Annotated in this window: 18 protein-coding genes; 9 read left to right on the top strand and 9 right to left on the bottom strand. The window is 39.7% G+C overall.

The genetic code is table 11. The features are described 5' to 3' along the window. Positions 1-261: 261 nt before the first annotated feature. The 4 genes from A5888_RS20165 to A5888_RS20150 form a co-directional block, all read right to left on the bottom strand. Entirely contained in the window at positions 262-2,739 is a 2,478-nt protein-coding gene (locus A5888_RS20165) for an ABC transporter permease (protein WP_086349238.1), read from the bottom strand. Beyond that, the gene (locus A5888_RS20160; RefSeq protein ID WP_086349237.1) at positions 2,740-3,399 is read right to left on the bottom strand and encodes an ABC transporter ATP-binding protein; all 660 of its coding nucleotides are present in this window, start codon (positions 3,397-3,399) and stop codon (positions 2,740-2,742) included. It lies immediately after the preceding gene. A gap of 167 nt (positions 3,400-3,566) precedes the next feature. Then, positions 3,567-4,727, bottom strand: a complete 1,161-nt coding sequence (locus A5888_RS20155) for a sensor histidine kinase (protein WP_086349236.1) — start codon at positions 4,725-4,727, stop codon at positions 3,567-3,569. Continuing rightward, the gene (locus A5888_RS20150; RefSeq protein WP_086349235.1) at positions 4,700-5,374 is read right to left on the bottom strand and encodes a response regulator transcription factor; all 675 of its coding nucleotides are present in this window, start codon (positions 5,372-5,374) and stop codon (positions 4,700-4,702) included. Before A5888_RS20150 ends, A5888_RS20155 begins: the two co-directional genes overlap by 28 nt. Before the next feature lie 351 nt (positions 5,375-5,725). Here A5888_RS20150 and A5888_RS20145 point away from each other — a divergent pair, with 351 nt between their 5' ends. From A5888_RS20145 to A5888_RS20105, 9 genes are all read left to right on the top strand, one after another. Further along, a complete protein-coding gene (locus tag A5888_RS20145) occupies positions 5,726-6,643 on the top strand; it encodes a permease (protein WP_086349234.1) in 918 nt (305 codons plus the stop codon). 12 nt (positions 6,644-6,655) lie between these two features. Beyond that, positions 6,656-7,498 carry a TIGR03943 family putative permease subunit gene (locus A5888_RS20140; protein ID WP_086349233.1) on the top strand — a complete coding sequence of 281 codons (843 nt, stop codon included), beginning with the start codon at positions 6,656-6,658 and terminating at the stop codon, positions 7,496-7,498. Positions 7,499-7,693: 195 nt separating this feature from the next. Beyond that, positions 7,694-8,395, top strand: coding sequence for an FCD domain-containing protein (locus A5888_RS20135; RefSeq protein ID WP_086349418.1), 702 nt, complete (start codon positions 7,694-7,696; stop codon positions 8,393-8,395). A 222-nt stretch (positions 8,396-8,617) separates the two neighbouring features. Further along, entirely contained in the window at positions 8,618-9,655 is a 1,038-nt protein-coding gene (gene uxuA / locus A5888_RS20130; RefSeq protein WP_086349232.1) for a mannonate dehydratase, read from the top strand. A 13-nt stretch (positions 9,656-9,668) separates the two neighbouring features. Next, positions 9,669-10,982: a PTS sugar transporter subunit IIC gene (locus A5888_RS20125; RefSeq protein WP_086349231.1), complete on the top strand. Its 1,314-nt coding sequence runs from the start codon at positions 9,669-9,671 to the stop codon at positions 10,980-10,982. A gap of 22 nt (positions 10,983-11,004) precedes the next feature. Then, a complete protein-coding gene (locus A5888_RS20120) occupies positions 11,005-12,408 on the top strand; it encodes a glycoside hydrolase family 1 protein (protein WP_086349230.1) in 1,404 nt (467 codons plus the stop codon). A gap of 122 nt (positions 12,409-12,530) precedes the next feature. After that, positions 12,531-13,442, top strand: a complete 912-nt coding sequence (gnd, locus tag A5888_RS20115) for a phosphogluconate dehydrogenase (NAD(+)-dependent, decarboxylating) (protein WP_086349229.1) — start codon at positions 12,531-12,533, stop codon at positions 13,440-13,442. Further along, positions 13,439-14,863 (top strand): gluconokinase, encoded by a 1,425-nt coding sequence (locus A5888_RS20110; RefSeq protein ID WP_086349228.1) that lies wholly within the window; start codon positions 13,439-13,441, stop codon positions 14,861-14,863. Before gnd ends, A5888_RS20110 begins: the two co-directional genes overlap by 4 nt. 318 nt (positions 14,864-15,181) lie before the next feature. Then, on the top strand, positions 15,182-16,600 hold the full coding sequence (locus tag A5888_RS20105; protein ID WP_086349226.1) for a helix-turn-helix domain-containing protein: 1,419 nt from the start codon (positions 15,182-15,184) through the stop codon (positions 16,598-16,600). Positions 16,601-16,653: 53 nt separating this feature from the next. On the opposite strand, the gene A5888_RS20100 is transcribed toward A5888_RS20105, so the two are convergent. The 5 genes from A5888_RS20100 to A5888_RS20080 all read right to left on the bottom strand — a co-directional run bounded on the left by A5888_RS20100 (position 16,654) and on the right by A5888_RS20080 (position 22,001). Then, the gene (locus A5888_RS20100) at positions 16,654-17,010 is read right to left on the bottom strand and encodes a DUF7006 family protein (RefSeq protein ID WP_086349225.1); all 357 of its coding nucleotides are present in this window, start codon (positions 17,008-17,010) and stop codon (positions 16,654-16,656) included. Between the two features lie 370 nt (positions 17,011-17,380). After that, complete coding sequence (locus A5888_RS20095) at positions 17,381-17,824, bottom strand: hypothetical protein (RefSeq protein WP_086349224.1); 444 nt, start codon at positions 17,822-17,824, stop codon at positions 17,381-17,383. Positions 17,825-17,853: 29 nt separating this feature from the next. Then, a complete protein-coding gene (locus tag A5888_RS20090) occupies positions 17,854-18,336 on the bottom strand; it encodes a hypothetical protein (RefSeq protein ID WP_086349223.1) in 483 nt (160 codons plus the stop codon). 19 nt (positions 18,337-18,355) lie between these two features. Then, complete coding sequence (locus A5888_RS20085; RefSeq protein WP_086349222.1) at positions 18,356-18,832, bottom strand: hypothetical protein; 477 nt, start codon at positions 18,830-18,832, stop codon at positions 18,356-18,358. A gap of 10 nt (positions 18,833-18,842) precedes the next feature. Further along, positions 18,843-22,001 carry a BspA family leucine-rich repeat surface protein gene (locus A5888_RS20080; protein ID WP_086349221.1) on the bottom strand — a complete coding sequence of 1,053 codons (3,159 nt, stop codon included), beginning with the start codon at positions 21,999-22,001 and terminating at the stop codon, positions 18,843-18,845. Between the last annotated feature and the right edge of the window lie 237 nt (positions 22,002-22,238).

The raw sequence follows: 22,238 nt of genomic DNA, 5'->3' as shown, positions 1-22,238 counted from the left end.
TATTTTGCAAGCGTTTTTATGATGTTACCGATAACAGGATTCTATTTCTTCTTATTTCTAATAAAATATAGATATAGACCGATTTTAATTATAGATGCACTTAACTAGAAAAAAGTAAGGTCAGCTATTCATTTCGCAAACGAATGCGTTTATTTTCTAAGAATCAATTCTTCCGATTAAACAACAAAAAAAGGCTGTAGCTAAAGCCACAACCTCTTTCACTATTTTCAACTATTTACTGATTCAATATAGCCATTTCCCCTATTCCGCACCTCTAATACGTTCTATTACGGGCTCTTTGTTAACCAATGAGGTTGTGAGAGCAGTCAGTACCAACTGAACAGCAAAAACAATAATTACCAGTAAAACAACTTGAATCAAGGGATAATGATACTCTCTGATCTGCAACAATCGATTAGCTGCGGCATGTAAGTAAACAGCATAACCAATTAGACTACCAAAAACAACAGATGATCCTGTGATGCCGATCGCATAAAATAATCCTTCTGATTGCAGCATACGCTTCATTTGTTTGTTGGACATCCCTATTGCTTGCATCACACCAAGCTCCTTTTTTCGAGTCAAAATACTGTCGATCGTCGTATTGATTAGATTCATGATACCCACAACACCTAAAATAGCCATAATGCCATACCCAGCTCCATTCATCAAAAGCATCGCAGTTTCCCATTGGGCAAGCGTTTCCTGATATGTTTCCATTTCAATCATTTCATTCGAAGAAACGATTTCAGTCAAAGCTTTTTTGACATTTTTTTCTCGCTTCGGATCGACCTTGATATCATAGTAGTTTGTCAGATTATTGCTCGACATTGCTTGCACACTTTCACGCGAGCCAACAAACGAACTATAATTACTTTGCGCTTGCGAAAACTCTCCGATCGCTGCAATTTCCAGCTTTTTGGTATAGCTATTGTCGCCATCAAAAATCGTCACTTCAACAAAATCACCGACACTTACCTCCGGATAATTTCTAGCAAAGGTATCACCGGCAATTACTGCTTCTCCTGTACGTAGCTTCTCATAAGTCACTGCTCCTTCTTTAATACTGGATTGAAGCTCCTTAAATTGCTCTTCCTCTATCCCATTGATAGAAACCCCAAGTGCTTCTCCCGTATAAGAATCCAACAAATCAGGAATTTCGCCACTTATCATTACATGCGCGACGATGTTTTCAACACCCGGAATTGCCGCTATTTTCGCCTCCATCGTATCGTCGAACGGGTTGTTCTGTTGAATGGCTTTCCATTCCCGCTCCGGATTCATCTGATCTCCGCTCCAATGCTCAATCGAAAGACGAAAATCCTCAGCAAGTGTTTCTTTAGCAATTTCACTCGGCTGCATACAATTGAACACAGTTGAAACAACGACGAACAGAATCCCGATTGCTCCTAAAGAGAAGATCGTCATCAGTGTTCTTTTTTTATTGCGGGAAAGCGTTGCCCCGGCAAGCCTATTCAAGGTCAGGTCGATAAAGCCCTGACGCTTTGCTTGATTAGTGGGTGATTGACCTGTATAACGCATCGCTTCAACTGGTAAAATTTTTCCAGCTTGACGCATCGGCTTCAACGACGAAACTACTACTGTAACCAAACTGATCACAATCGTCAACACCACAATCCAAGGAAGAATCAGTTGAACTTCTCCTTGTTCCAATAGTTGCTTCATCACTTTCAATGAGACTGAGTCATCCATAAATGACAACATGACCTTATTGAAAAAGAGCAATGTGCCGGCAATCCCAATTAATAAACCTATAGGAATCGCTACGCCGGTCACGATCAGGTTTTCTCTTAACACGGTTTGGCGAATCTGCTTTTTTGTTGCCCCGAGTGCTTTCAGTTTTCCAAACTCCTGTACCTTGTTGACTAAAGAAACATAATAAATGCTGTAAATCGTCAACGCACCGGCAATCGCAATAATGACTACAAGAACAGCCATGCCAACTAAAAAGCTTGGATCAACGTAGTTAGCAAATAGATACTCCGTATTCACGACCACATCGTCCTTTTTTACATCGAAAGAGTGGCCAATGCTTTCACACGCTTCTTTAATAGCGTCTGTTGAAGATGCAACATGCTCACCTACACGAATCATTACACGGTAGTCTCGTTCGTTTTCTGGAATTGTTTGCTCCATGAAATCTTTAGAGACTAATAGAGTGAAGACGTCTTTTTTCGTTGCCTCCTCACTATCAGGAAGAATCCCTGACAATTTAAAGGTCCCCTCTTTCGCCAAGCTCAGCCCATTTGGTTCATTGCTTTGATAGGGAAAGCTCATTTCATCTCCTAAAACAGCTTCCGAATAGCCCAATAGTCGCAAAGCCTCTCTGCTCACTGCCACCTCATTGCCTTCTTGAGGAGACACCCCCTCTGTAAAGGTCGCTTTGCTCAATTCCTGTGCCGTATTATCCAAATACATCATGTAAAGGTCGGACGTATCGATGACAGCTTGACCAACATCCTGACGCAGCCCAGCCTTCTCAATATCTGCGTGTAGCAACAGCTCATCCTTTTTATCTTCCGAAACATTTCTATACATAGCATGCCAAGTCGGGTAGGTCTTATTTACTGCCTGATTCTGGACATTTATCACACCGATACCAATTGTTATTATCAGAAAAGTCAAAACAGTAGTTAAAACAATCGCTACCCCCGAGAGTAAATTTTTCCCTCTATGGTATTTTGTATTGGCCCAAGCAAGCGTATTGACCATTTTCATCTAGCTCACCCGCCCGTCTTCAATACGAATCACTCGATCAGCCATTTGAGCAATCGCTTCATCATGAGTGATCATGATCAGGGTCTGCCCGAATTGCTCAACAGAATGTTTCAATAAGGACATGACCTCCAGTTCCGTCTTAGTATCCAAGTTTCCTGTTGGTTCATCTGCCAATATAATTGCCGGTCGAGAAGCAATTGCTCTGGCAATCGCTACACGCTGTTGCTGTCCACCTGATAACATGCCAGGCAGCGTTTTTTTCTTTTCCTTGATACCAATCTTTTGCAGTAAGTCATCAATAAAATCTACATCTACTTTTCGATTATCCAAACCAATAGGTAATACCACATTTTCCCAAACGTTCAAAGATGGAATCAAATTGTAGCTTTGAAAAATAAATCCGATTTTCTGACGTCGAAAGACTGCCAACTCCTCATCCTTCATCTCAAATACATTTTTTCCATCAATGTAGATTTCGCCAGAATCTGGTCGATCCAGCCCGCCAACCAGATTCAGCAACGTACTCTTTCCGGAACCGGATTTCCCAATGATCGCAACAAACTCTCCTTTTTTTACTTCCAGACTTGTATGGTCTACGGCTTTTACGATTGTACTACCGTCATTGTAATGTTTTACTAAGTCATTAATTCTTAATACCATTTTTCCATTCCCTCATTTCCTTTTCTATGGTCAGTATATAGAAGGAATCTTTCAGTTTCTTTTCATTCAATATAACAAGTTTGTAAGAATTGGTTTTGGCTCAGAAATCAAAAGAAGGTAGAAGGAACCTAGATATCGTCTTTCTATCGGTTGGTTGCTCTGAGTGCCTACATGTTCCCAAGGTCTTCGTTTCGTTTCAACGGAACCGTTACTTGAAAGTTCGCACCCTGTGGTTGTCGATTTTTCACCAGCAACACACCGCCTTGCTCTTCAATAATCTTACGCGCTAAATATAAGCCAACCCCTGAGCCTTCATTTTCAAGAACAGTTGCCCTTTTTCCACGATAAAAACGACGGTAAATCAAATTGATCTCTTCCGGAGGAATTCCTTCTCCTTCGTCCAGCACTTCAATCAGTGCGTAACTAGGAAGAATCGACCCTCTGATTGTAATAGTCGTTTGCTTTGGTGCATATTTTATTGCATTTTCCAAAATATTACTGATGGCTTCGATCATCCATTTTCTATCTGCAAAAATCAAATGGTCTTCTACTATTTCCACTTCGATCTCCATGCGCTTATCCAAGGCCTTCATAATCAGACCACCAACAATTTGTGCAACCATATCTTGCAAAGAGAAGGCCTCCGCTTTCAAGCTGATCAGCTCCGCCTCCAAATGAGAGAGTCTGACCAAAGAATCCAACATCAGATCCAGCTTATCGATCTGGTTATTCCCTTGCTCTAAAAATGTTTTTCTTTCCTCTGTCGAAAAATTATCTGATCCGGCAATTTCCAGACTCATTTTCAATGAAGCAATAGGAGTTTTCAGCTGATGCGTGATATCTGTGATGACCGATTTAACATTCTCTTCCTCTGATTTTCTTCGTTCTAACAAGACAGCATTTCGACGTTGTTCTTCTTCGAATCGATCAGCTATATTCAGCAATTTTGATTGAAGCTCTTTTTGTCGTTTTTCAAAAATGCACCAAATAAGCAGAAGCAAGAAAAAGCTGACTACAAGAATCAGCCCTGCTCGCAATAAAAATTTTTGTAAATTTTGTTGCTGACGTGTCTTTTTAAACGAGTAGCCATATTTTTCTTCCAGACGTTGTCCTTCAGCTACATTTTGAGGATCTAACTCTGATTCAAAGCCGTCTACAATAGCAGCTTCATCTAACTCATTAGCGAAAGAAAGCGCACCTAGTGTTTGCTGACTATCGATCATTGTTTGCTTTGACAACTCTTGATAACTCCAAAATAAGGCAAAAAGCGTTGCTAAAAGAAGCAAAAAGAAAGCACCTGTCAGAGTTTTTGAACGTCTCTTACCCATATATAGCCGACTCCTCTCACTGTCTTTATTTCCTCTTTCCCTATCTTTTGTCTTAATCGGCTGATATTCACAGAGACCGTGTTGCTATCTACATAGTCCCCTTTATTGTCCCAAACCTTTTCAAGTAATTGCTCTTGCGTCAGAATTTGCTTAGGGTTTTCCATAAAATAAATGAGCATTTGCATTTCCGTTTTACTCAGCTGTACCAGCTCATTTTCAATAAATACTTTCATCTCAGATAAATTCAATCGAAGTGCCCCCGAAGAAAACACCTTTGAATTATTGTCCGGCAATCGTTTGATCAATGCGTTTACCTTAGAAACCAGTATCATTAAACTAAATGGCTTTGTCACATAATCATCCGCACCATGCTCATAGCCGGAAACGATATCATACTCTTGATTATAAGAAGTCAGCATAATAATAATGACCCCTGATTTTTGTCGAACCTCTTTACAGAAATCCAGTCCACTCCCATCGGGAAGAGAGATGTCACTGATAATCAAATTGATTTTTTCAGAAGCAAAGGTCTTTTTCGCTTCATTAATTGTTTTACAGGGATATACTTCGTACCCTTCCTTTATAAGACACAGGGTGATTCCCTGATTCAAATTTGCGTCGTCCTCTAACAATAAAATTTTTTTCATCATGGCTCCTTTCCACAGGTTTTATTACATTTGTTATCTATTAATATAACAAATAAGGAGCTGCTTGGCAGTAGCTGATCCTATATTTGTTTGACATTCAGTAAATTTTGACCCTTCTCTCTAGGCATAGCTATTCAACTGCTTCCCTATTCGTCCAATGGTAGACCTGTATCATAGAACACCAACCATTCTAGCAAACCTTTTTATGGCGAGCGCTGAGTGAATTTTCTTTTAAATTTATTCGAAGAAACTTGTTTTATGAAGAAAAAAGGAGTTAAATGAATGAGGAGTTTTAAGTATTTATTCATTTTTATATACACACAGCAATTTATACGTAAGGAGACACGACTAATGGAACAAATCTTTCCCAATTCTATTTTACAGATGAGTACTATTTTTTTATCCATCGTTATTGAAGCTTTCCCTTTTGTTTTACTCGGCTGTCTGATATCAGGCGCTATCCATGTTTTTCTGACACCCGAACGAGTCATTCGATTGCTACCTGAAAATAAATTTCTCTCCATTTTTTTCGGCAGCATCTTAGGCTTCTTCTTTCCTTCCTGCGAGTGCGGGATCGTACCGATCGTTCATCAGTTTCTGAAAAAAGGGGTGCCTTCCTATACCGCATTCGCTTTCATGTTGACTGCACCAATCATCAATCCAATCGTATTATTTTCTACCTATATTGCTTTTAGTAATTCATGGCAATTTGTCTTTTGGCGTGTTGGCGGCAGTATGCTGATTGCCTTTGCGGTTGGCTTCTGGCTGGCTTTTATCAATAAAGAGCCCATTCTAATAAAAGAGGAAACACAAGAGACAGCTGATGAAGCAGCAGCTTGCTCGACTGATGCTCCTCATGAATCCACCACGTCTTTTCTCTCTAAATCAAAAGAAGTGATCACTCACGGCATTGATGAATTCTTCGACACCGGACGTTATCTGATTATCGGCGCATTACTTGCTTCAGCTATGCAGACCTATCTACCAACTGCCGCCATCCTTCAATTTGGACAAACAAAGCTGCTGGCAATTGCAGTGATGATTTTGATGGCGTTCGTCTTGTCCCTCTGCTCAGAGGCAGATGCGTTTATCGGTTCCTCCTTGCTCAGCTTATTCGGTACCGGCCCTGTTGTCGGTTTCCTCATTTTCGGTCCGATGGTGGATATCAAAAATCTATTGATGATGAAACGCTATTTTAAAGGTTCCTTTATGCTCAAATTTGTTGGTTTAATCACTGTTCTGACAGCAGCATATGCCTATTTTGTTTAAGGAGGAAGACACATGGTTCGCTTTATTATTTTCGCCGGTTACGCTCTACTTATGATGTCCTTACAGATTTCCGGAAAACTCAATCAATATATCAATGTTCATTATCGTTATTTAGCTGTTTTATCAATGGCATTATCTTTGATTCTCGCTGTTTTTCAGTTGTTCCTTTGGATGAACAATGACAAGGACGAAGAACAGGAGCACACCCATAGAGAAGGACACCATCACCACAAGCAAAAACCTATTCAACAGTTAAGTGCCTATATTCTTTTAGCATTGCCCCTAATTGTCGGCTTTGCATTTCCAACGGTCAGCTTAGATACAACCATCGTTGAAGCGAAAGGGTTTCAATTTCCTTTAAGCAAAGAATCAACTGGCGATCCTGATGTTCAAACACAGTATCTGAAGCCGGACACAAGTATCTTCTTTGAAAAATCTGACTACGAACAGCAGATGAAAGATTTGATGAGCGAATATGAAGATAAAGAGGTTCTTACAATCACTGATGAGAATTATCTGGAGGTCATGGAGCTGATTTACAACTACCCAAGTGACTTTCTCGGAAAAACAGTCTCCTTCAAGGGCTTTGTTTTTCATTCAAAGGATGATACAGCAGCCAATGCGTTTGTTTTCCGCTTTGGGATTATCCATTGTGTTGCTGATGCAGGTGTCTTTGGACTCCTTACCCAGTTACCTCAAGACGTATCATTCAACAATAACGACTGGGTGGAAATCAAAGGTACGATTACAACGGATTACTATCATCCGTTCAAACGGACACTTCCGATCGTTACCGTATCTACAGCAACAAAAATTGCACCCCCTAAAAACGAATATGTTTATCGAACATTTTAACTATTGATCATGGTCCCAAGACCACTCTCCAAAGAATAATTCAGAGAAAGTCTTGGGATTTTTATTATTTCTTCTGACTCAGCGATGCCCTCACAAAGTCATCCTACCTTTCTGATCTATTTGAGCGATTTGCAACTACTAAAAAAGTGAGATACAATACATTCATCAGACAAGTGAGGGATCAAGATGGAAAACATAGGAAAAAAACTACCTGAACAAGTAGCAGATTCAATTATCAATTACATACATGCACACGAGTTGCAGATTGGCGACAGACTGCCGAACGAATACGAACTGGCAAAAGAGTTAGCCGTGGGACGGAGCACCATCAGAGAAGCCGTTCGTTCCCTTGCTTCTCGTAATGTGTTGGAAGTCAAACAGGGTGCTGGAACCTTCATCAGTAAGAAAAAGGGAATAGCGGACGATCCATTGGGCTTCGGTCTTGTAAAGGACACATTCAAGCTGACCAAGGATCTGTTTGAAATCCGCTATATCTTAGAACCTCGTGTAGCTGCATTAGCTGCAGCTAATGCTACAGAAGAAGAAATTCAAGCAATCGACCATGTGCGCATCGCCATTGAGGAAGCTATGGATACAGATACCGAACGTCAATTAAACCTTGACGTTGAATTCCATTCTTTGATTGCGAAAGCCAGTAATAACGTAGCCATGCATCATCTGATTCCAGTTATCAACGAATCGATGTTCCTCTATAGTGATAGCTACACCAATCAACGAGTCAAGGAAGAAACAATTTTACTGCATAGAGAAATTGTTGCAGCCATCAAAAAGCATGACAGCGATGCAGCTTTCGATGCTATGACCGTCCATATGGCTTATAATCGAATGAATCTGAATCACTTCGAGCAAGCAAAAACGAAGCAATCTCATCTATAACTATATGAATGGAATCAAAAGGGCTGGGGAGCTATTTTCCTCGGTCCTTTTTTCCATTTTTATACGTAAATTCCCTCTTATTTTTAGACCACTTTCCTAACCTTCAATCTGCTCCACCTAATAAATTTTATTCGTCAACCAAAAAGTAAACGTTTTCTATTGACAAATCATCCGATGTATTTTATATTAAATTCATCAGATGATTAAGAAAGGAGAACAACTATGAAATTTAGTTTTAGATGGTATGGTCCATCTGATCCGATTCCTCTTGGTTACATTCGACAAATCCCTAATATGACGGGAATCGTCAGCGCTATATACTCTGTTCCAGTCGGAGAATTATGGCCGGAAAAAGATATCCAATCACTAAAATCCGACGTCGAAGCACATGGAATGCACTTTGAAGTGGTAGAAAGTGTACCCGTACATGAGGATATCAAGTTAGGAAAAGCGACAAGAAGCAAATATATCGAGAATTACAAGGAAAACATCAGACGATTAGCCCAAGTTGGTGTCAAGACGATTTGCTATAATTTTATGCCGGTCTTTGACTGGACACGAACAGATTTGAACTTCATCAACGAGGATTCTTCTTCCTCATTGGCACTTGACCTAAAGGAAATCACTTCTCTTGATCCGTTAACAGAAGACTTTTCACTTCCCGGTTGGGACGAATCTTATTCAAAACACGAATTGAAAGCGTTATTCGAAGCGTATCAGTCTGTAACAGAAGATGACCTTTGGGAAAATCTGGGCTATTTTTTAAATGAAATCATTCCAGTTGCTGAAGAAGTTGGGATCAACATGGCGATTCATCCCGATGACCCGCCCTACCCCATTTTTGGTTTACCTAGGATCATTACAGATAATGCGGCATTTCAACGATTATTTGAGCTCAATCCGAGTTCAGCTAACGGCGTGACTTTCTGTACCGGATCATTGGGCGCAAGAAATGATAATGATATCTATGCTATGCTTGAGGATTATTTAAAAAAAGGAAAAGTTCACTTCATGCATACACGCAACATCCTACTTCATGCAGATAACAGCTTTGAAGAAACGGCCCATATGTCTAAATATGGTTCCGTCGACATGGTCAAAGTTTTCTCTCTATTGAAGCAATACCACTACAATGGCTATGTAAGGCCAGACCACGGAAGGATGATTTGGGGAGAAAATGGACGTCCGGGATATGGGTTGTACGATCGGGCACTTGGCGCAAGTTACTTAAATGGTATTTGGGAAGCTTTACATTATTAAGGGGGAACTATTAATGGAAAATCGAAGTTTTATGGACAAGTTCGCTGATGTTCTAGGCAATGTCGCAACAAAAATCAATAGCCTTCGTTACATCAAAGTAATTAAAGAAGCATTCGCCGCACTGATACCGGTCATCATTACCGGTGCTTTTGGAACCTTGTTTTCTGCCATGGTTTTTGATACGGAAAATGGACTGGCTCAGCTTGGTCCGCTCCAATTTCTTGGCGCATTAAAGCCCATTGCAAACAGCATTTCTTATGTGACACTCAGCTTTCTGACAATTTACGCCGTTTTTCTAATAGGTATTGAGCTGGCAAAATTAAATCAGGTCAAGGGTGTTTTTCCTGGTATTGTAGCGGTTATGTCTTATCTTTCTGTCAACCCGACCACCTTTGAATTTCTTTTTGAAGAGAAATCCGTCATCGCAGAAAATGTATTGGCTAAGCAATTTACAGATACAAAAGGGCTATTTCTAGGCATGTTCATCGCTATCCTATCTATTGAGCTATATTGCTGGTTAGGCAAACAAGATCGACTGAAGCTAAAGATGCCGGATACTGTACCGACAAATGTTTCTGTAAGCTTCTCTGCTCTATTTCCAACGATTCTAACCGTTTCGGGAATCGCTACGCTTGGTTTTGCAGTCAAAGCAATGACTGGCATGTATATGTATGACATCATCTACAATCTTGTACAAAAACCTCTGGAAAATGTGGTACAGGGCCTACCCGGTATTCTATTATTAATGTTTATCGCCCAAGTATTTTGGGTTATTGGGATTCACGGAAATCAAATGGTCAAACCAGTCAGAGAACCATTGCTTTTAGCTGCAATTGCTGTCAACACAGAAGCCTTTGAAGCCGGAAAAGAAATACCGAACATTATCACTATGCCATTTTGGGATATGTACATGAGCATGGGCGGTTCCGGGGTGACAATCGGGCTGTTGATTGCTATATTCTTAGTAGGAAAACGAGACGACATGAAAGAAATTTCCAAGCTGTCTGCAGCTCCAGGCATTTTCAATATCAATGAACCATTGATTTTCGGATTGCCAATCATGCTCAATCCAATTCTAGCTATTCCGTTCATCTTAACACCTTTAGTTACAGGAACAATCGGCTATGTTGCGACCTATCTTGGTTTTGCAGCCAAAGCAGTTGTTATGGTCCCTTGGCCAATGCCACCACTAGTCAATGGCTATCTGGCAACTGCCGGTGATTTCGGTGCGGTAATCACACAGCTGGTCTGTATCATTGTTTCCGTCTTGATTTATCTGCCATTTGTAAAAGTATCCAATCGTCAACAGCTGCAATCAGCTGAATAAATTCTCTTTCGGAGGTACTATCATGAAATTAACTATTCCAGAAAACTTCGTTATTGGAGCGGCTTCATCTGCTTGGCAGACAGAAGGCTGGAAAGGAAAAAAGGACAATCAGGATTCCTTCCTCGATTTGTGGTTCAAAAATGAAACGTTTGTCTGGCATGACGGCTATGGACCGGATGTTGCAACAAACTTTATGGAAAATTACCAAAAAGACATTGATTTAATGAAAGAAATTAAGCTAACCCATTATCGAACATCTATCAACTGGGCTCGCTTCTTTACAGATCATGAAAAACTGATCGTTGATGAAGATTACGCTACTCATATCGATGCTGTTGTAGACAGCCTGATAGCTGCGAATGTGGAACCAATGCTCTGTCTGGAGCATTACGAAGTACCTGCTGTCCTATTGGATAAATATGACGGCTGGAGCTCAAAGGAGGTTGTCGACTTATACACTCGCTATGCCGAAATTGCTTTCAAGCGTTATGGCGATCGGGTCACACAATGGTTTACCTTCAACGAGCCTATCGTTCCACAAACACGCTGTTATCTGGATGCTGTCCGTTGGCCTCACGAACAGGATACAAAAAAATGGATGACTTGGAATTACCACAAAGCATTGGCTACAGCAAAAGTAGTCAAGCTGTTTCATGAAAATGAATACGCTGGACGGATCGGCTGCATTCTGAACCCAGAAATGGTTTACTCGCGTTCAAGTGCTGCACACGATCAAAAAGCAGCGCACATGTACGATTTATTCTTCAATAAAGTCTTTTTTGATCCGATGATTCTTGGTGAGTACCCTAAAGAGCTACTTGATTTATGCCATACACATGATATTATGTTCCCATCAACCAAAGAAGAATTGGCGATCATCAAAAATAATACAGTAGATTTTCTTGGGATCAACCAATACTATCCAAAACGAGTACGAGCGCCACGCTATCAATGGAATGCTGAGACACCTTTCCATCCGGAGATGTTCTACGAAACCTTCGATCTTCCAGGCAGAAAGATGAACAACTCGCGTGGTTGGGAAATTTATCCTAAAGTCATGTATGATATGGCTGTGTATTTGAAGGAGAATTACAGCAACATCCCGTGGCTTGTTACTGAAAACGGCATGGGCCGTGAACAGGAAGAGCAATACATGGATGAAGCTGGACAGGTGCAGGACGATTACCGTATCGATTTTATTTCACAGCACCTAAGCTGGTTGCTTCGTGCCATAGAGGAAGGCGCAAATTGTGAAGGCTACATGCTATGGGCATTTACCGACTGTGTATCCCCAATGAACGCCTTCAAGAATCGCTATGGTTTAGTCCGAATCGAGCTGAATGAAGAGCGAACACGAACATTGAAGAAATCCGGATTTTGGTATAAACAGTTAGTTACTGAACGTCAGCTGATTCTTCCGGACTAACTTTCCCTTTCCCAAAAACTCTCCTTATTCAGATAGACTTCCCTATTTTGAAAATGAAGTCGACTTGTTTAAGGGGAGTTTTTGACTGACAGAAGATTACTATAGACAGGAGAAGACGGCAAATGAATATCGAAATGATTGGCTTAGGAAAAATGGGCATGGGCATTCTAACAAATTTATCTCAAAATAGCAGCTATTCGATTCACTGCACAGACATCAACCGTGATTTAAAGCAACCTTCTGAAGAACTGGGCGCTACCTTCTATCCCACATTATCTGAGCTGCTGACAGCACGAGAAGGAGAAAAACGATTGATTTGGTTAATGCTTCCGGCCGGAAAGCTAACCAATCAAATGGTTCGTGAATGCCTCCCTTTTCTCAAAGAAGGCGACACGATCATCGATGCCGGTAATTCAAAATATACGGATAGCCAAGAAAATGAGCAAGCGTGTCGTGCGCACGGCGTTTTCTTTTTAGATGTAGGTACATCTGGAGGTGTCGAAGGTGCGACAAACGGTGCTTGCATGATGGTTGGTGGTGATCCGAAGCACTATCAAACAATCGAGCCACTTATTATGGACCTTTGCGTACCTGATGGCGCACTCTATTGTGGTCCTTCCGGTAGCGGACATTACTTAAAAATGATTCATAACGGTATCGAATATGGCATGATGCAGTCCATTGCTGAAGGTTTTGATATCCTTGCTCACGCACCCTTTGATTATGATTTGGAAAAAACAGCCAATGTTTTCAATCACGGCTCTGTCATTCGCAGCTGGCTGATGGAGCTGACAGAAAATATCTTTCGTGCTCCGGAGCAGCTTGATGCAATCGAAGGTGTCATCCCTTCCTCTGGTGAAGGTCAATGGACAATCGAAGAAGCCTTACGCTTGAAAATAGCTGCTCCTGTTATCACACAGTCACTTCTCTTCCGTTATTCCTCTGAAAGCAAAGATCGGACTGCTGAAAAGGTTGTCGCCTTACTTAGAAACCAATTTGGTGGACACGCTGCGGTAAAGGAGAACGCGCAATGACAACTCATACAACGTTGACCATTGATGTCGGAACGACTGCAATCAAGCTGTTCCTCTACCAAGGTGCCCAGCTGATCCACCGACAGGAGCACCGAATTAAAACTTATACGGAAGCCAATGGAAAAGTGTATCAAAAGCCTGAGGAATTGCTAGAAACATTGCATACCGTCCTACTTGCTCTAAATGAAGAGACAAAAAGGACAATCGATTTTATTGCCTTGAGCACTGCAATGCACAGTCTACTCCCTGTATTTGACCAAGGCTATGGGGATATTCTGATATGGTCAGATCAGCAAGCAGCAAGTACCATCGACACTTTTAGAAAAACAGCTTTCAGCTCTCTGGTTTATGAAAAGACTGGAACCCCGATCCATTATATGTCACCTTTTTCCAAGCTTTTATGGATCAAAGAAACACATCCCTTTCCTTTACCAGTCAAACAATGGATCGGCTTGAAAGAATTGATTGCTGATTATTTCACAGGAGAATACATCTTGGATTATTCTACAGCTTCTGCAACAGGCTTGTTTAATAGCTCTACACTTGATTGGGATGACGAAATCCTAGCATTCTTAGCTGTAAACAGGACCCAGCTTGCTCAACTGGTAGATACCGATGCGGTTCTCCCTATTGAAGAGCACCGCAAACAAGCACTTGGTTTAAACAGCCACACCCAATTATTGATTGGTGCAAGCGATGGGTGTCTTGCCGCTTTAGCAGGATATTTGAATACTGGCCTTCATACCAGTGTTACACTTGGTACAAGCGGCGCCGTTCGAAAGCTTTCAACAAAGCGTGAATTGGACCCGAATGGAAAAACCTTCTGCTATTATTTGGCTGAAAATCTTTGGGTCTGCGGGGGACCTACGAATAATGGTGGTGCTGTTTTAGAATGGGTCAGTAACCTATTCTTTGATGATTCGACCACGCTTTTCGACCAGCTAGGCAACGTACTGAGCAGCACCTCACCAGGAGCGAATGGATTACAGTTCCTGCCTTTTATTAACGGAGAACGAGCACCTATGTGGAATCCTTTTGTTAAAGGCTCTTATCAAGGAATCACCATGACGCATCGCCGCTCAGAGTTCATTCGCGCAGCTGTCGAAGGGATGATTTTGAATCTGAAAATGATTATGGAGACTGTTGAAATTTCAGATGAAGAGGTCTCAATCAACGGCGGTGTTTTCAGACACACGGAGCTGACACAGCTAACTGCAAATATTCTTGGAAAAGATTGCTTGCTCTCTGCGCATAACGAACCGGGATTCGGATTATTAGGATTGCAAGAGACTGATCTTAAGACATCATCCACCCCTTCCTTTAAACTTATAAAAAAAGATAATGAGCAGGTTCAGCTGTATCAATCCGTTTATCAGCATTTTATACACTCAGTCATTACTTATGAAAACCGCCATTTATAAAGAATCAGAAGTATTTGAGCCACACAACAAATACTTCTGATTCTTTCATTGTTTTTTCAGAAATTGATCGTTTATTAAAAAAGGATAAATTCAAAATCCCTTTACAGATAATTGCTTTACAATTACCTAGCTTTTCCATTAAAATCTTTTTTGAGTCAAAAAATAGAACGGAAAGGACGATTACCATATGACTGATGTTTACCCGTACGGGATTACCATAAAGCAAAAGCTAAAACAGTTAGCTCACATAACGGCTAGCCCTTCTCTTTTTCAGTGGCTGCAATGGAGTAACCCACTTATGGAGCGGGTGAGCCGCGAATGATCTATACCTACATAGAAAAAAATCTGTTAAGGGCAGTCGAACTAACTGATCTGTTATTAGGCGAAGAATATGTTAGTCCTATGAGCATCGCCGCTCATCTAAAGTGCACACCTGTCACAGTCGCAAATGATATCAATTATCTGCGTAATACCTTACATATAACCATTTTAGAAAACAGCTCCGGAGATTTTCGAATCGATCCATTTACTGAAGGAAATCGAGAAATTCTCGGCAAAAAGATATATGCACAATCACTCTTTTTAAAAGCCCTGACTTACTTTCTACAACCTTTTGAAAAAAAGTACATTGAGTTCATCGATGAGCAATTTATCTCTGTATCAAAAGGGTATCTTCTCAGAGCAACCGTAGAAAAATTTCTAAAAGAGCTTGGTTTAACGATTTCAGATAATCAAATAACAGGAGATTTAATCAAGATTCGTTTTTTAGTCTCCGTTCTAACCAGACAATTCGGTTTAGATCTAATTGCTTTTGACAAAACAATTACAGAAAAGTCGTTAATCGCTCTTCAAGCTGTAGAAACCAGTCTATCAATTACTTTTTCCAATAGTGAAAAGCAATTTTTCACCGCTTTGCTTCAAACAACCACTGCTCAAAATATGCCTAAAGGATGTTTGTATTTCCCATCTGAAACCCTAGAATCTATTCGTAGTTATTTGCGACCTGTTGCTTTTGAAGAGGCAATCAAAGAGCATTTCCAGCCTGTTTGGGGAGATCAGTTTGATGTAGAGTATTTATTTTCACTGCTATCTTTAATGATCATTAATACGCACGTCTTCGATCAGACCATGGCACCTGAAACATTAGCAGCATATCAAGAGAATTTTTTGAATGATCCAAGTGTTCACCGTCTAACAGATTTATTCGAAGAATCGTTCTCTATAAAGCTTACAGAAAAAGAGTGGTTTCTGTCTGCCATTTTTATTTTTTTGAAAGACATAACCTTAGATTTACATCCTTTGATTTCAACAGAATACTTACGTGTTGGCAGAACAGATACCGGCATCTACAGTAAAGTGGCGTGCATCATCCAAAAGTGGAACACTTACGGCCTGCATATCACAACAAAGCATATCCAGGTTCTGTGCTGTCGTCTCAGCCCGTTTATACTCAAAAAACAGGTCTCAACGATTGCCTTGATCTCAGAAAATAGCATGGACAGCCATATCACAAAGATGATGATTCAGGATTTTCTTCCTCAAACGATCCGTTTCTCTATCCATTCCAATCTATTGGAGGCAAAAAAAGAGAACGAAAAAATAAACGAAACCTTATTCGTTATTGACAAAAATGCTTATCTACCAAAAGAGTGTCAAGTAGCGATCCGTTCTCTGTTCATCGATTTCCCTCCTGAAACAAAAGAGCTGCAAAAGCTTTTAGCCTGCACATTTCTTTGATAGAAAATAGAAAAAAAGCTGTTGCATTTTTTCTGCAACAGCCTTTTTCCCAGCTAGCTAATTTGAAAAAGAACAGAATCTTCGGCTTCTGCCATCCGATTGAAATTTAGTATTTTTTCAAAATGAGCCGTCTTGTACTCTTTATCGATAAGTGCAACGATTTCTTGATCGGAAAGCTCATTAAGTAACCCACGACTGGAAATATAAAACTTTACCAGACGAAGTTTGGCATCAAGTCTCATTAGTTGAGGCAATATCTCGTAAAAATTTTCTCCGTTGATTGTAAGAACGAGTTCATTCGCTTTTTGACAAAGCTCTTTCGCATAGTCTGATAAGGGATTCCCAGCTTCTGAGCGGCTATCGTTCTGCTCAAAAGCCATAGAATTCCACAATCCGCACCATTTTTTCACTATAGTTCCCTCCATTTTTATTCATTTTTCAAGACTCAAAGAACACTTTCTTTAAGAAGTCATTTATTATTATAAATATTTTTGAGTTTCTTTTTTCCAAACCTTTAAAAAGAAAAATGGAAAGATACAAACGCCTTCTACAGATTATCTGACCTTTTTGACGGAACAGTACATACAAAGCTATTAAGCTCCTTTTAGGAAGAAGCCAGCTTTTCCAGTTAGCTGATTTCGCTTTAGAAGCCCTTGCCTGTATTCGTACTGGTGAATTTCTCCCACAGAATTTTTACGATCCTTTAACCGAAAAAAAAGCTTTGGAATCTTCTAAACGATTACCAAAGCTTTCACCCCTTATACAAAAAAGTGGGCCCATCTATTCAATTTTTGTTTTATAAATGATTTTCGCTCTATAGCTGCCTGGTTTAGCAAATAGCCAATTCATTTCCCCGATTTCAATCCCTAAGGTAACTGATTTTTCCTGCCCTTGTATCAGCTCAGCCTCATTCCAAGTGTCCTCTGTCCAAAGTACATTATTACTTTTGACTATAAAAGGGACTTTATTCACTCCATTTTCATGTATAAATTCGTCCGATGTTGTTGTCAGTCGAATTATCTTTCCAGGCTCGATTGTTCCGTAGATAGAAACTTCCCCAATCTCTGCTTGTCGTTCCGTAATTACTTGATCAGGCGGAATCATCACTACGTAATCACTCGGACAGTTAGCTGAAACTTCTGTCGTTTCAGCCGCCACTGTAGTCGGTTGGAAAGCAAGCATGCCGAACAGCAGAATGCTGCTTGCGATTACCTTCTTCTTCATGTAAGCTCTTCCCCTTCGCTCTCTGTTTTCTATTTGTAGGATGCGGAAAAAACAAGTTCTGTTTTATAGTCACCCGCTAATTTGTTTCCTTGAGGAATCCCCAGATCAATGACACTTATCGGTGTTTCCTCCGCAACAAAGCCCTTGAAGCTTCCCACTACTCGATTAGCACTTGTTACATCATTGCCTGCTGTTTTGATCGAACTCACTAGCTTCCCTTCTGATGCATTCTCTCGACTAAGGGTTATTTCTCCATCCGCTGTTAATCCATCGATCAGTCTGACCTCTACTTCACTGCTTGGTGACAGATTCCGATTGACCGTACTAAGTACTAATTCTGTAGTTTCTGAGAAGCTTAATTGCACTTTTGCTGGAATAATCAATGTATAGCTACTAGCATGATCATAGCTCACCTTTGTCTGTCTATTAGCCAGCGCTTCCTGACCAAAACAGCAGCATACTACAGTCATTACTAATGCTATAATTATTCTTTTTATCCATATCTTCTTCATCTCTATCCTCCTCAATCGCTCAGATGACTAAAAGTAAGCATTCTATTTCAGAGCCGTTAAGCGGTGAAGGCGTCTCTTCTATGGTGTAACATTCATATTTCAGTACAGCTTCAGGGTATTCACCTGCTGAAAGGGGTTGATTCAACTCAATGTTATAGATACCGTAGCCAGGCTCTATTAGCTTTGACTCCCATAAGGTTGTTTCACCCACAGATAATGTTAATTTGAAATAACAGACGTTTTGCTCCGGATTATAAAAATTCACCGCTTGTTCTTTTGTATCTGCTTTAAGCGTCAGAGATTCAAAACCAGGGATAGCAATTCGATCAGCAGCCTTCTTAGCTCCCTGCTCCTTTTTCCCAGTCCAAGCTTCTCCTTCGGTCTCCAAAGCGGCTATATCCTTTTCTTGCGCCCCCACATTTCCAAAATAGAAGATGGACGCACCGGAAATAAGAATAGCCATAAGCAGTATTTGGATGATTCGTCCTCTTTTCATAGTGACCTCCTTAATTATACGTAACCTTAAATGTCAGTGTATTGCTGTATCTTCCAGCTTGAGGATTCACTGGCAGAGTGAAATCGATAGCCGCTGTTTTTTCGACCTCACTACCTAATAATTGCGTTGGTTCCACAATCAACACTGTCTCAGATTCTCCAGTGTCAGCCCAAGTCAATTGTGTCGTACAGGTCACTGCCGGATCTTCTTCATTCATTAGCATAAACTCATTGGCATCAGATAACTCATTTTCAGTTTTAGACAACACAACCTTCAACGTTTTTTCAAGCCCTCTATTGGTTCCCTTAATAGTAATCGCAGTGTCATCGTTTAAGGAAAGCGTTGCTGGAATTTCTACTGTATAGGCCTCGATCCATTTAGCATATGCTGTCATAGATCTTACTGCTTCCTTTGAAAAATCAAATACTTCTGTGTATTCCGGACTGGTGTACCAACCAAGGAATTGATGATTCTCCTTCACTGACCCAGCCGGTTCTGTCCAATATTGAGCAATATTCGGATCATTTAAAATATCTTGACTTGGTATCGTCGTTCCGCCATAGGTCTCAAAATTCAACGTATAGATATAACCAATTCGATACGTATTTTCTTTTCCATTTGCATTGTGATAAGCAACCAGCTCTGATGTTGAAGAAAGTTGAACATTGTCTTGATCATACCAATACGCAGTATAGTCAACTGAAATAGGCAACTCTCGCAAGTACATATAATCATACATGAGGATGTCTTTTCCTAAAGTTATTACTTCTATAAAATCACTTTTAGAAAATACACCAGTATTAGATCTAGAATTTCTATTATTAAGGTTGGGCAATTTCAGCTCTTTCAAATCAAGATCAGCAAACATATAGCTCATATACAATGTTTTTTCTGTATTGAAGTGATCGACATCTAAACTAGTTAAACTCTTACATCCTTGAAACATATAGTCCATGTTTGTCGTATTAGTTGTATCAAAAGAACTGACATCCAATTGTTTCAAACTAGAACAATTTGCAAAGATAGCCGGCATTTGTGTCGTTTTTCGTGTATCAAACGAAGTAACATTTAAATCCGTCAATGCTGTACAATACCTAAACATATACCTCATTGTAACGACTGAGCTTGTATCAAAAGAGGCAAGATCTAATGTTTTCAAGCTCTGATTATGCTGGAACATATTATCCATATTCGTTGCATAGCTTGTAGAAAAACCAGCCAAATCTAATTCAGTAATTTTAGGATTAAATGAGAACATATAAGAAAAATCTCTATTTTTCTCAAATCTTGTATTTGTTAGATTTAGTTCAAGACAATCCGTTAGTGAAGCAAACATTACTTGCGCATTTAAAATATTCTCGCAATTTTTATTAGAGAAATCCAGTGTTGTCAATGCTTCACATCCAGCAAACATATATTCAGCATACCGTACTTGGCCCATTTCAAAATTAGTGACATCCAATTCGGTTATGCTTTTACAATTTAGAAACATCTTATTCATTCTCTCAACTTTTGCGGTATTAAAGCCACTGATGTTTAACTGTTTCACATTGATACACCCCTCGAACATACTGTCCATCATCTTTACATTCGCAGTATCAAAATGCCCTACCTCTAATTCTTCTACGGTCAAATTGCGAAACATCCCTCTCATTCCTTCAGCCTTTGAAGTATTAAAATTTAATATGTCAAGTTCTGTCAAACTACTACAGCTATCAAACATATAACTTAAATTCGTCACATTCTCAGTATTAAAATGACTGACATCAATCGCTTCGAGCTTGCTGCACAAGGCAAACAGCCCGTCCATTGCAGTTGTCTTTGCCGTATTAAACGCAGTAACATCTAAATTTTTCACGTTTTGACAATTGTAAAACATATTGGTCATTGTTATGACATTTTCTGTATTGAATCCTTCAATTGCCAAAGCAGTAACACTGGAACAGTCCTGAAACATAGAAGCCATATCTGTCACTTTGTTTGTATTAAACGAGGCTACTTCTATTTTTGATAGACTTTTACACCCGCGAAACATCTGACTCATATCCACCACATTTGATGTATCAAAATTTGCAGTATTCACTTCAGTCAGGCTTGCACATTCAAAAAACATACTACTCATAGTTGTCACATTACTGGTATCAAAGCCACCAATTTCCAACTTTTCCAATTTCGAACAGTTGTAGAACATACTACTCATGTTTGTCACTTTATTGGTAGAAAAATTTGAAACATCTAATACTGTAAGTTCTCGGCAAGCTATAAACATGCCAGACATGTTAACGACCTGTGACGTATCAAAGCCGCTGGCATCAAGGCTCATAATTTTATTACAGCCATAAAACATTTGTGCCATACTCGTTACTTTGCTTGTTTTGAAATTCGTAATATCTAGACTACTTAAAGAACTACAATTAAAAAACATCCCACCCATACCAGTCACATTGTCAGTTGTGAAATGGCTCACATCAAGCGATATTAGGTTACTGCAATCCCTAAACATCTCTGTCATGTTGGTTACTTTTCCAGTATCAAAACTACTGATATCAAGAGCAGTCAAACTGCTGCACCCATAAAACATTTGTGCCATATTTTCGGCATTTCCAGTATCAAAACCCGTAACATCCAAAGTTGTTAAAGCACTACAATACATGAACATCCATCTAAAATTCGTTACTTTTGCAGTATCAAAGCTGCTTAAATCGACACTTGATAGTTTTGTGCAATAATAGAATAAAGAATCAAAGCTAGTTGTATCACTTGTATCCAGTACTCCTTCAACTGTAACCAATTCTCTATACATAGAGAAGTAGCTGCCCATGTCACGACTCGCTTTCACCCCATTCTCAAAGCGGATCGTTTTTACAATTGATTTATTTATAGTTTTTTCCCAAGTCTTATTACTTCCAGTTGGTAACCTTCCGCCTGACAAAACCAATATGCCAGTATCGCTATCAAAGGTCCATTCCCCCTCTTCGACACCACTCCCATAATTTCCTGAAAGTAAGGTATCTGTCAAAGCATTTATGTCACTTCTCTCACTATTCGCAAACCTGTTGTTCATTACTGCTTGTTCCGTTGTTGATTGTTCTACTGCATAACCATTTTTTACCGCAGCTAAATTGAGCAACAATAACAGACTTGCATATAGAAACTTCTTTTTTTTCATCTCCCAAATCCTCCTGATCCTAATGCACTTATAACTCTAATTATTATTTTAAGTTGATAAGAGTTTTGACAATAAGCAAATTCATGTGTATCTATGTATGAATAATTTTCCCTTTGCACTAATTCTCCTCTTCAAACAAATAATATAAAATTTTTTTCAAAAATAAATTTACATTTCTAACGTTTTTGTAAACTTCTAACATGAAATGCTGTGATATTAATAATATAGTATGTTTTT

Source organism: Enterococcus sp. 9E7_DIV0242 (genome assembly GCF_002140975.2).
GTDB classification, from domain to species: Bacteria; Bacillota; Bacilli; order Lactobacillales; family Enterococcaceae; genus Enterococcus_L; species Enterococcus_L clewellii.
Note: the sequence above shows the minus strand (reverse complement) of the source record. Positions and strands in the feature narration are given on the sequence as shown.